Origin of the sequence: Mucilaginibacter angelicae (genome assembly GCF_042434235.1) — a bacterium.
GTDB lineage: Bacteria > Bacteroidota > Bacteroidia > Sphingobacteriales > Sphingobacteriaceae > Mucilaginibacter > Mucilaginibacter angelicae.
The window spans coordinates 16,014-27,481 of record NZ_JBHLTS010000058.1 but is presented as its reverse complement, the minus strand read 5'-3'; the positions used below and the strand labels follow the sequence as shown (position 1 = coordinate 27,481).

Genomic DNA, 11,468 nt, shown 5'->3' with positions numbered 1-11,468 from the left:
CTATTATAACTGGGAAAGACCTCATCAAGGTATTAATGGCAAAAGACCTATCGATATGATCTCCTTAAACAACAAATAATAACCTGCTATTTTGTCTCCGAATTACTAAACCCTTACAGCAATGACGCTTAAGAACCTCCTTTAGCGCAAGTCTTGTGGGGAGCCATGCGGGGGGAAGACTTGTGATTTTTAAAAGGATCACAAGTCTTCCCTTCGTAGGCCATCACACAAGACTTGCGCCAGAGGTGCTAATCGGGGATTGCTTCATAGCTTATAACGACATAATTATAAGTCATTGATTATTAAGTATACTTTTTGATCTGTTTTATAAAGATGGGCGTTGCCTGCGGCCCGTGCTATCCGCTCATACTGCACAGGCATTAGCCACAAGGCCGGTATCCGCTACTATCACTAACGCGGCCCCCGCACACCATCGCTAAAATATATTTTATACGTCATTACGGTTTTTTCAGGGCTCCCTGATGGTTACTCGCAATTGACGTTTTTTATTACAATTTTACCTGATATTTGTATCATGCAACAGCAACTCATTGCCCGCTTACAGCAATTAAAACCTATCCCGGTTGATGATCAGGAGCTTATTATGAAAGCCTTTGAACCAATGAAGTTTAAAGAGGGGGATACACTTTTGCAAATGGGGCATGTGGCAAGGCAATTATTTTTTATCACCAATGGCGTGCTGCGCATTATGGCACAAAACGATAAAGGTACCGAGGTTACCTATTTCTTTTTAAAAGACAACCAGTTTTGCACCGTTCTTTACAGCTTCAATAACAACATGATTGCCGAAGAAAGTATCCAGGCCGCCTGCGATACGGAACTACTGGCTATCAGTAAAAATACTTTGCTGGCCTTGTATGAAAAGCTGCCCTATCTTAAAGAAATGATCGATCAGATCTCGCAGCATACCCTTATGGAGAAGATAAAAACCCGGAATGCTTATCTTGGTCACGACTCATCCGAGCGGTACCAGCTGTTTTTGGAGCGGCAACCCGAAGTGGCTATGAGGGTGCCGCTTACCGATATTGCATCCTACCTGGGCGTAACGCCCCAATCGCTGAGCAGGATCCGCAAAAATATCCGCTAACATCAAAACGCTATCTATATCTATGATAACTATAAGAAAAGCAACCGCAACAGATCGTGACCAGGTATGGGAGATCATCAGGGAAGTTATAGCCGGCGGAGACACTTATGTATTTGACCCCGCATCGCCTAAAGAAAAAATGCTTGCCTATTGGTTTGATCCCGAAAAGCATACTTATGCGGCTGTAGATAACGATGACGTTGTTGGTACCTTTGTAATCAGGGATAACCAGCCCGATCTGGGTTCGCATGTGGCCAATGGCGCTTATATGGTTTCTGCAAAGGCTGCCGGTCGGGGTGTAGGAAAGCTTATGGGCGAATATTCTTTACAGGAAGCAAAACACCTTGGGTATAAGGCTATGCAGTTTAATTTCGTAGTTAAAAGCAATCAGCGGGCCGTGCAGCTTTGGCAAAAATTGGGCTTTGGGATCATAGGCGAAATTCCCGATGCTTTTAACCATCAGCAAAACGGGCTTACCAATGCCTATATGATGTACCGCCAACTTTAAGCAAACCGCGTTTCTTACCATTTGTTAAATGCCTGCGGCTATTTCGTGCCGAATTTTGTACCATCATTAAAACAGGATAATATGTCACGAATATTTATAACAGGTTCGGCCGATGGATTAGGGCAAATGGCCGCACAATTATTGGTAAAAGATGGACACCAGGTAGTATTGCATGCCCGCAACGGGAATCGTGCAAAAGAGGCATTAGCAGCAGTACCCGGAGCGGAAACCGTTGTTACCGGCGATTTATCCGGCATTGCCGAAACTATAAAAGTAGCAGAGCAGGTAAACAAACTGGGTACCTTTGATGCAGTGATCCATAATGCAGCCGTAGGCTACCAGGAAACAAAAAGAATTGAAACGGCCGATGGCCTGCCACATGTGTTTGCCATAAACAGCCTTGCTCCTTATATCCTTACCTGCCTTATTAATAAACCGAAACGGCTTGTATATATAAGTTCGGGCTTGCATAAAGATGGCGATGCTACATTACGCGATCTGGAATGGAACATTCGTAGCTGGAATGGTTATATGGCTTATGCCGATTCAAAATTACATAACGTGATCCTTGCCTTTTACGCGGCCCGCCAATGGCCAGATGTATATTCAAACGCGCTGGAGCCAGGTTGGGTGGCAACCAAAATGGGAGGCCCGAGCGCTCCGGATAGTTTGACGGAAGCGCCGAAAACGCAGGTGTGGCTGGCTGCCGGTAATGAACCGGAAGTACTGGTAAGCGGAAAATACTTCTACCACAAAAAGCTCCGTTCAGTTCATCCCGCAGCTGCTGATCCACAGGTTCAGGATCGTTTTATTACAGAATGCGAGCGTTTATCAGGAGTTAAATTTCCCGCCTGAATTATAACGAAAAACGATATCGATAAAATCTATATAAATCAAAAACAAAATAGTTACCATGAATACAGTAAAAACAGGATGGATAGGATTGGGTAAAATGGGCATCCCTATGTCGCAGCAATTGATCAAAGCAGGGTACCCGCTAAGTGTTTATAACCGTAGTAAGGATAAGGAAGAAGGATTTAAAGCTCAGGGCATCGGTACGGCGGCATCACCCGCTTTATTACTTGAAGAGGCAGACGTTGTTTTCATTATGGTATCTGATGATAAGGCCATCAATGATATTTTTCATGGCGATGGTGGTTTGCTGGCGGCAAAAGCGAGCGGTAAAATCATCATTAATATGAGCACCGTTTCTCCCGCTATCAGTAAGGAGGTGGCAGCAGCCTGTAAAGCGCAGGGCAATCATTACCTGGATGCGCCGGTATCAGGCAGTGTAAAACAGGCAGAGGATGCCATGCTGGTTATCATGGTTGGCGGTGAAGCCGGGCCCTTTGAACAGGCAAAACCGATCCTCGAAAAAATGGGCAAACTGGTTATGCTGGTCGGCGATACGGGCGCAGGCAACGTAGCCAAACTGGCCATTAATACCCTGCTTGGTATTGTTGCGCAAGGCCTTTCCGAAACCGTGACACTGGCGCAGCAAAATGGCATTAATGCCGAAGCGCTAACCACCCTCATTGGTAACAGTGCGCTGGGCAGCCCTTTCATTAAAATTAAAGGCGATGCTATTGTTAACAATAATTACAATGCGGCCTTTGCCTTAAAACATATCGCTAAAGATCTGCGCCTGGCCAAAGATCTCGGTTTGGCTACCCCGCTTGGTAAAACTGCTTATCAAACCTACCAGGATGCCGAAGCTGCTTTTGGTGAAGAGGATATTATAGCGGTAATAAAGCAGGTGAATAAAAAATGACAGGATACCTCTCAGAAATAACATAAAATACGATGTCATTTCTGAGAGGCTGTTTAAAAACGAATGGAAAGTTTTTGTAGAGACGCATCACATGCGTCTCCGGCGGACAGGCCGATTTAAAAGGCTTTTAATTCCGTCGGAAATTGCACGCGGGAGACGCATGTGATGCGTCTCTACATTTAAAAACAATCAAATTTAAACAGCTTCTGAGAAGTTGATGAATGTCGTTTAAAGGCAGATAAAACCTCATTGCCGTTGGTTTTAACCAACGGAATAATGAGTAGAGATAAGAGGGCTTCAGCCCAAACCCGCTTGTATAATTGGGCTAAAGCCAGGACTTTTCGGCCTTTTTAAACCGTTGGTTAAAACCAACGGCAATGAATATTTGCATTTTTAAACAGTTTCTGAGATGCAGCGTAAGCGCATTCACACAGTAACTAAATAAAAAGGGGAATCATATAATTCCCCCTTTTTTATTTATTCCTTAAGTTCGTAATCCCTCAATTAGCTTCGGGATGATATCTTTATCTTCCTCCCGGAGGGCATTTAGCTTTTAAATACTGTGTGAACAGCGTTTTTAAATGCTGTGTTGTGCCTTCGCCTTCAGATATCGAATGCGTACGGTTAGGGTACGACATCAGTTGGAACTGCCTGTTATATTTTATCAGTTCGTCAATCAGCAGCTCGGCGTTTTTGTAATGCACATTATCATCGCCTGTACCATGAATGTAAAGCAGGTTACCTTTCAGGTTTTTAGCATAAGTAACCGGCGAACCTTTGATAAACACAGCACGGCCAGCATCATCCGTTGGTACGCCCATGTAACGCTCCTGGTAAATGTTATCATAAGTAAACTGATAACCTACTGCTGCTACCGCGATACCTGTTTTATAAATATCGCCATATTGGAACATCAGGTTAAGAGTTGATGAACCGCCGCCGCTCCAGCCGTGTACTGCGATCCGGGTTGAATCAACAAAAGGCCATTTGATGATCTCTTTGGCGGCCATAGCCTGGTCGCGGATATTAATGATACCGATGTTTTTGTAAATAGCTTTCCTCCATGCAGTACCTTTAGGTACAGGTGCGCCGCGGCCTTCAACCGACATGTAAATATATCCGTCGTCGGCCATGCTGCCTTCATACAGCCTGTTACGGCCTGTTCCCCAGGTATCGGCTACCGTTTGTGCTGCAGGTTCGCCATAAACAGTAAACAGTACAGGGTATTTTTTATTCGGGTCGAAATTGGTTGGTTTTACCATCCAGCCGTCCATTTCAATACCATCAACAGTTTTTACTTTGAAAAATTCAGGTTTGTTTTTGGCGTCTTTATCAACGGTTATTACGGTGCCGCCAATATGCTTATGCTCGGGCAGGCTAATTACCTCGCTTTGCGGACGGGTATAGCTGTTGCTGAAGTTATGAAGGGCAACCTTGCCGTTAGGCGAGATATCATAACTGTGTGTTCCCGGTTCATCAGCCGGCGAAACGCGCTCGGCATTGCCTCCGCTTAGTTTTATCTTGTAAAGATATTTCTGTGTAGCATTATCAGGCGAAGCAATGAAGTATACATAACCCAAAGCCTCGTCAATCATATCAATCCCTATCACATCATAGTTACCTTTGGTGATCAGGCTTTCTTTGCCTTCGCGGGTTACTTTGTAAAGATGGCGCCAGCCGTCCTTTTCGCTCAACCATAAAAAGCTTTTACCTTTTTCAATCCAGCCCCAGCCTACAGGGTCGCCGCCTGATACGCGGGCCTTAACATCGACCCACGAATCACTATGCTCTTCGCGGATCACACGGGTTGTACCGTTTGATACATTACCGATAAATACGCGGCTTTCATTTTGTGCGCGGTTCAATTGCTCAAGAATTACTTCGTTTGAGTTATCGGCCCATTCCATATTAGGGATGTAGTGCTGCACAGCATCACCTGGCACGTTGATCCAGGTGGTTTTGCCGGTAATGGTGTTAACAACCCCTACTTTGCATGAGCTTGGATCTTCACCTGCAACAGGATATTCAACCGGAACAACAAATGGGTAAACCGAATCGGTAGTATTCAACATCAGGTAGGTTTTGATCTTGCTGGCATCTATTTGCCAGTACGCTATCGATTTGCTATCAGGCGACCAGCGGAAACCATCGCGGCAGCCAAACTCTTCCTCATAGGCCCAGTCAAAAGTACCGTTAATCAGCTTTTGGGTGCCATCAGTAGTTAACTGCTTGACTGAACCATCGGCAAGGTCTTCCATGTAAATGTTATGACCGCTTACATAAGCGGCCTTGCTGCCATCGGGCGAAAATTTGGCGAACATCAACGACGATGCAGGCAGGCTTTTACCCAGCTGCCAAAGTTTTTTGGTAATGGAGTCATACACCCAGTAATCGCCTCGGGTATCATAGCGCCATACCTTTTTGGTATTGGTATTGATGAGCACTTTTTTGTTATCATCACTTATAGTAAATCTTTTAACACCTATCGCCGCTTTTCCTGCCGGTGTAAGTTCCTCTTTAGTGATGAATACAGTTTTTTTAGAAGTATCACGGGCATCAATCATGATGATCTGCCCGTCGGTAATACGGTAATACTGGTAGCCGTCTTTTGTCCAGTTAACAGCAGCCCGTTGTGCACGGGCGGTATTTTGATGGATAATTAACAGTAGTGCGGTAAGGAAAATTAATCCCGAACGGTAAAATTTCATATACATTTAGTTTGAATTAATAGAGCAGCAGTATTTTTATTTATTAAGTAATGCCACTGTAAATTTTGCGTTAAATTAGCACAATAAAGAAATCTAAAGCCCTCTGTAATGAAAAAAATACCTCTACTGCTCACTGTATGCATGTTATTTTTCACATCGGTAAACGCACAGCGTGCCGACAGGAGCAAGTTCATTAAGGATAGTTTAGACCTATATATCAGCAAGGCCTTAACTAACTGGCGGGTGCCCGGCATAGCTGTTTGTATTGTGAAGGATAACAAGGTTGTGCTGATGAAAGGCTATGGCATTAAAGAGCTTGGCCTTATGAACAAGGTTGATGAAAACACGCTGTTTATGATAGGCAGCAATACCAAAGCTTTTACTGCAACCGCACTGGCCATGCTGCAGGCCAACAAAAAACTGTCATTAGATGATAAGGTAACCAAATACATCCCCGAGTTTAAACTGGAAGACAAAGCCGCAAGCGAACAGGTATTGGTGCGCGACCTGCTTTGTCACCGCCTGGGTTTTCAGACTTTTCAGGGCGATTTTACTTTTTATAATACCAACCTTACCCGCCAGGATGTAATACAGCGTTTAGGCAAGCTTAAAGCAACCTATCCCTTCCGCACACGCTGGGGCTATACCAATGCCGCGTTTTTAACAGCAGGCGAAATTATTCCCAAAGTAACCAACGGTCACTCGTGGGAAGCTTACTTAAAAGAAGCCATTTTTGCTCCTTTGGGTATGGGCAACACACTGGCCTTAAGTAAGGATCTGCCAACATCGCTAAACCGTACCGTACCGCATACAATTGTTGATGGCAGGCTTACCCCTATCCCCTATTGCCAGATAGATGGTTTAGCACCCGCCGGGGCAATCAGCTCATCGGTAAATGATATGAGCAAATGGGTACTTGCTTTGCTTAACGACGGCAAAGTTGGCCAGCGCCAGGTGATCCCTTCGGCAGCTATCCAGGCTACCCGCGTGCCGCAGGATATTGTTGGCAGTATCCATCATATGAACGGCGAAAATAACTTTGAACTTTATGGCTTAGGCTGGTTTATCCAGGATTACTCGGGCCACCGCCTCGTAATGCACGATGGCGGGGTTAATGGCTACCTGTCGTCGGTAACACTTTCACCGCAGGATAACCTGGGCATTATCATATTAACCAATACCGATCAAAACGAAATTTTCGAGGCCCTGCGCTGGGATATTTTAGATGCTTACTTTAAGCAGCCCTTCCGTAACTACAGCGAAGGCTATTTAAAACAATACAAAGCCAATACCGCAACCGAGCAGGCAGAAGATAAAAAGCTGAAAGATTCGGTATTATTAAATCCCAAACCACTGCTGCCACCTAATAAATATCTCGGCAAATACAGTAACGAGTTTTACGGCAGCATGGAAGTTACCCAGGGCGAAGGCAGCAACCTTGAAATGCGCTTTGAGCATCATCCCAAAATGTATGCACTGTTAAAGCCACTTGGCGGTAACCGTTTTTACGTAACCTTTTCTGACCCTACCCTCGGTAAAGCGGTATTTCCATTTACTGTACAAAACGGTGAAGTTACAGGAGTACGCGTAAAAGTGGCTGATTTTGTGGAACGCGGTGCTTATGATTTTAAGAAGAATTAGGAGGTACGATTAAAATCCTATAACGGAAAAAAATCATGCTAAACTTGTTTCAGCTCCTACAAATAAGTGTACCACATTTCTTTTAATAAAAATTGTCATTTCGATAGAGCGGGGATGGGCTTAAGGGTCGGAGCGAAAGAGAAATCTTGTACGCCATGCAAAACCAATATGCATACTTAAAACAGGGCGTACAAGATTTCTCCTCACCGTCCCGCGCTATTCCCTCCCAGTTCGTCGAAATGACAATCTTCTTTTATTGATGGCAATAATTAAAAAGATGTTGGTACACAGAGGGGATTTTAAAATCTTAGCAGGAAAGGAAAAAACTTCTATCCCCTCAAAAAAAGGCCTATAAAAAATTAGCGCCATAGCATCTTTCAAAACAGAAAGCCGCTATGGCGCTAAAAAATATCTAAGCAATTAAAGCTTACGGTAGCACAATCTTACGGATACGATTGTTATAATAATCTGCTACGTAAACATTATTGCCGGCATCAACTGCAATGCCTTGCGGCGAGTTAAATATGCCTGCGGTGCCAACACCTTCTGCAAAACCAGATGTTGAATTACCTGCAATTGATTTTAACACTTTATCCTTGGTAATTTCAAGGATCCTGCCACTCTGATCGGCTACGAACAGGTTCCCGCTTTTATCAAACGCAATTGCTGATGGGCTGCCAACAAGCCCTGTTTGTTTATTACCACCGGTAAAGGTAGTAACCACACCTGCCGGGGTAATTTTACGAATGGCATGGTTAAGCGTTTCGGCTACGTATATGTTATTGTTAGCATCGATAGCTATACCGTTAGGTTTGTTGAAAGTAGCGCTGGTTGCTGTTGCATTATCCAGGTAGCTTGCGCCCCTGCTGCCTGCAAACGTGGTAACAACACCGGCAGGGGTAATTTTGCGGATCAGGTTATTACCCATATCGGCTACAAAAATATTTCCAGAGCCATCAATTGCCAAACCACGTGGACTGTTAAATGTTGCCTTGGTGCCTGTTCCATCAGTATAACCGGCATCGCCGCTACCTGCAAAAGTACTTACAATACCTGCCGGGGTAATTTTGCGGATAATGTTGTTGCCATAGTCGGCTACGTAAATATTATTCGATGCATCGGTAACCAAACTTTGCGGAGCATAAAACTGCGCTGTAGCTATAGGGCCATCAACATAACCAATAGCCCCATTGCCCGAAAGCGTGGTAACATCTCCCGCCGTCGTAACTTTTCGTATAGCGCTGTTAAATGAATCGGCTACATAAATATTACCGTCTGCTCCTACAGTGATTCCCTGCGGACTGTCAAACAGAGCGGCGCCACCTAAACCATCAACAAAGTCTGATGCAGTATTACCTGCAAGCGTGCTCACTGTGCCACCTGCCGAGGTAGTACCATCGCTGGTAGTAAACTGCACAACTTTACCATAACCGGTACCTGCACTGTTTACGCCATAGGCGCGGGCATAATAGGTTGTTTTAGGGCTTAAGCCGGTAAGTTTGGTAGTATAAGCAAACTGAATTACTGTATCTGTGGTTTTCTTATCGGCCGTAGTAGGGGTTTGATTTGTTGAGCTGTAACAAATACCGTAGCTGCTCAGGCTTACATCGGTTGTTGTGTTAAATAAACCACCGGTATAGGCAACTGTTCCGCTTTCGGCAGTAACCACATCCATTGTAGTTAAATCGGGGAAAGTTACGGGTGTAGCATCTCCTTTTTTACCACAGCCTGCGCCTGCTAAAGCAACGGCAATTATAAACGCGGTAAATAAAATTGTTTTAGTAAAGCTCTTTTTCACGAGTTAGTTTAAAAGTTATATAGTAAAGTAAGCAAAATTAACTCATCAATACGTAGTAAATCACTTTAAAGTAACATTTTAACAAATATTAACATACTTATTACTTACCCAAAGATTCCCTACGCCCTGCAAACGCAAATGAAAACCGGTTAACTGCTTTTTGAACGGGTGCAAAGTAATCAAAAACCCGGCAACATTTTTGGCGCCGGCCTGTTATTAATTCACTATGAAATTGATAACATTGTTTATATCTTTTTTGATAGCTGGTACGGCTATTGCACAAAAACAAGTACCCCTGCCGCACGGGATGGTATTTGGCGAAAAGCCCGACACCATAACCTTAATGCCGGCTTCAAAACTGGAAGCCTTTATGGGCAAAAAAACACGGATCACTACTGCCATTACCGGCAGGGTTATTAAAGTAACCAAAGAAAAAGGCGGCTGGTTTGAAATGGATGCCGGTAATAACCGAATTATTGCTGCACACTTTACCAATGCCGGGATAAATCTGCCCCGCCAGATAACCGGCCGTACTGTAATCATTTCAGGAGTAGCCGCCAAACAATTCATTGCCGACGATCTGCAGCATATGGCCGGCGATACTGTTACCGGTAAAAAGCAGCATAAGGTAAACACCAACCCCGGCCGGAGGATCAGTTTTGAGATAAAGGGGTTAATGATAGATAAATAAGGCTATTCGAGCCTGGTAAATGAAAAGCTATAAATAAGCCTGATACCGATGATAGTAGTCCGGTATCCTTTTTTCAAATAATCAGCATGTAAATTAAGGTCGAGTGTCTGATGATGGCCCGAAATTGGGATAAAACCAGCACCGCCGGTAGCGCCGAAGCCGCTATAATCGGCATCGTAGTAGCCGAAAGCGCCAGCCGATGCATAGATCATTTTACCGAAGTAATACCTGCCCGAAAGGCCCGCTTGTACCGAATAGGGCACTTCTGTAGCCAGGTATGGCGTAACACTTACGGCCTTTGTTATTTTAATTTCGCCCTGTAAAAGGCCGCCAAAGCCGTTACTGTTTTCGCGGGAAGTATTTAAAGCTGCGCCAAGGCCAATGGCATTTTTGGCCTGGGCATGAACTTTTAAGGCCCCGCATATCAGCAGGGCAAAAAGCAGGATAAAGGTAGTTCTCAAAGCAGGATGTGATTAGTCGTTCAAAGTTAACGTATCTACATTAACCCTGACGATCATACCTACACGTTTGTTACAATGAGCTGCCTTAACTTTTCAGAAACCTCATTTTTATTTACTGTAGATGCATCACGACGACATTTCAGATAATGTTCGCGGGCAATTTTCTCGGCCAGGTCGCCGATAGTTTTTACGTGCATCTCTTTCCCAAACCTGCCGGCCAGTTTCAAGCCTATACCAGCTATCACCATACCGGCAATGCCTATGGCCAGGTAGTAAAAGGCCAGAACAAAGCTAACCACCAATATCATAGAAAACAGGTTAACTATCCATTGCTTAGGCTGAAGTAAGCTGATCTGGAAACCCATCTCCTCTTCAATGGCAGCCACAGCCTCAATACGGCTGTCGCGCGGAAAAAGATCGACAAGTTTGGTTTGGGGCTTTATGATATCCTTATCATGCCCCGATGATGCGTTAATGGCATTACGGAGTTTGTAAAATGCCTGCTGTGTGGTACAGCCATCATTTGTTTTTTTAACCTTTTCCAGAACTACATCGCAAAGTTTGCCAAAGTTCTGTACATCGTTTGCAGATGCATCGTTTAAACTGATGTTAAATGATTTTTCAATTTTCACTAAAACATCATCCATATCTTCAGGATCAACACTTTTAAGGTTGATCTCCTGACCATTAGCCGAATTAACTTTCAATCTATAGTAACTAAATACAACAATAGTGAACCTGCAATTAGGGTTGCAGGTTCACGTTATTACCGGTTAAACTAC

The 11,468-nt window shown here is 44.2% G+C and carries 10 protein-coding genes; 6 read left to right on the top strand and 4 right to left on the bottom strand.

The genetic code is table 11. The annotated features are described in order from the left end of the window. The first annotated feature begins 535 nt into the window (after positions 1 to 535). The 4 genes from ACFFGT_RS19770 (at position 536) to ACFFGT_RS19755 (ending at position 3,387) form a co-directional block, all read left to right on the top strand. On the top strand, positions 536 to 1,108 hold the full coding sequence (locus ACFFGT_RS19770; RefSeq protein ID WP_377024240.1) for a Crp/Fnr family transcriptional regulator: 573 nt from the start codon (positions 536 to 538) through the stop codon (positions 1,106 to 1,108). 22 nt (positions 1,109 to 1,130) lie between these two features. Then, entirely contained in the window at positions 1,131 to 1,616 is a 486-nt protein-coding gene (locus ACFFGT_RS19765) for a GNAT family N-acetyltransferase (protein WP_377024239.1), read from the top strand. Between the two features lie 81 nt (positions 1,617 to 1,697). Next, positions 1,698 to 2,471 carry an SDR family NAD(P)-dependent oxidoreductase gene (locus tag ACFFGT_RS19760; RefSeq protein ID WP_377024238.1) on the top strand — a complete coding sequence of 258 codons (774 nt, stop codon included), beginning with the start codon at positions 1,698 to 1,700 and terminating at the stop codon, positions 2,469 to 2,471. Positions 2,472 to 2,529: 58 nt separating this feature from the next. Further along, entirely contained in the window at positions 2,530 to 3,387 is an 858-nt protein-coding gene (locus ACFFGT_RS19755) for an NAD(P)-dependent oxidoreductase (protein ID WP_377024237.1), read from the top strand. 524 nt (positions 3,388 to 3,911) lie between these two features. On the opposite strand, the gene ACFFGT_RS19750 is transcribed toward ACFFGT_RS19755, so the two are convergent. Beyond that, positions 3,912 to 6,095, bottom strand: coding sequence for a S9 family peptidase (locus ACFFGT_RS19750; RefSeq protein ID WP_377024236.1), 2,184 nt, complete (start codon positions 6,093 to 6,095; stop codon positions 3,912 to 3,914). Positions 6,096 to 6,203: 108 nt separating this feature from the next. Between ACFFGT_RS19750 and ACFFGT_RS19745 the strand changes: the two genes are divergently transcribed. After that, entirely contained in the window at positions 6,204 to 7,736 is a 1,533-nt protein-coding gene (locus ACFFGT_RS19745; RefSeq protein WP_377024235.1) for a serine hydrolase, read from the top strand. A gap of 427 nt (positions 7,737 to 8,163) precedes the next feature. Here the strand turns inward: ACFFGT_RS19745 and ACFFGT_RS19740 are convergent, their stop codons facing one another. Beyond that, a complete protein-coding gene (locus tag ACFFGT_RS19740) occupies positions 8,164 to 9,534 on the bottom strand; it encodes an NHL repeat-containing protein (RefSeq protein WP_377024234.1) in 1,371 nt (456 codons plus the stop codon). Between the two features lie 226 nt (positions 9,535 to 9,760). Here ACFFGT_RS19740 and ACFFGT_RS19735 point away from each other — a divergent pair, with 226 nt between their 5' ends. Then, positions 9,761 to 10,225 carry a DUF4920 domain-containing protein gene (locus tag ACFFGT_RS19735; RefSeq protein WP_377024233.1) on the top strand — a complete coding sequence of 155 codons (465 nt, stop codon included), beginning with the start codon at positions 9,761 to 9,763 and terminating at the stop codon, positions 10,223 to 10,225. A 2-nt stretch (positions 10,226 to 10,227) separates the two neighbouring features. Here the strand turns inward: ACFFGT_RS19735 and ACFFGT_RS19730 are convergent, their stop codons facing one another. Together ACFFGT_RS19730 and ACFFGT_RS19725 are read right to left on the bottom strand one after the other, a co-directional pair. Next, positions 10,228 to 10,686, bottom strand: a complete 459-nt coding sequence (locus ACFFGT_RS19730) for a hypothetical protein (protein ID WP_377024232.1) — start codon at positions 10,684 to 10,686, stop codon at positions 10,228 to 10,230. A 59-nt stretch (positions 10,687 to 10,745) separates the two neighbouring features. Then, positions 10,746 to 11,393, bottom strand: a complete 648-nt coding sequence (locus ACFFGT_RS19725) for a hypothetical protein (protein WP_121233760.1) — start codon at positions 11,391 to 11,393, stop codon at positions 10,746 to 10,748. Positions 11,394 to 11,468 lie beyond the last annotated feature (75 nt).

Bases quoted from the DNA above. Each gene is read 5' to 3' on its own strand.
- ACFFGT_RS19745 (WP_377024235.1), top strand. From the start codon at position 6,204: ATGAAAAAAATACCTCTACTGCTCACTGTATGCATGTTATTTTTCACA.
- ACFFGT_RS19735 (WP_377024233.1), top strand. From the start codon at position 9,761: ATGAAATTGATAACATTGTTTATATCTTTTTTGATAGCTGGTACGGCT.
- ACFFGT_RS19770 (WP_377024240.1), top strand. From the start codon at position 536: ATGCAACAGCAACTCATTGCCCGCTTACAGCAATTAAAACCTATCCCG.
- ACFFGT_RS19765 (WP_377024239.1), top strand. From the start codon at position 1,131: ATGATAACTATAAGAAAAGCAACCGCAACAGATCGTGACCAGGTATGG.
- ACFFGT_RS19755 (WP_377024237.1), top strand. From the start codon at position 2,530: ATGAATACAGTAAAAACAGGATGGATAGGATTGGGTAAAATGGGCATC.
- ACFFGT_RS19760 (WP_377024238.1), top strand. From the start codon at position 1,698: ATGTCACGAATATTTATAACAGGTTCGGCCGATGGATTAGGGCAAATG.
- ACFFGT_RS19750 (WP_377024236.1), bottom strand. From the start codon at position 6,095: ATGAAATTTTACCGTTCGGGATTAATTTTCCTTACCGCACTACTGTTA.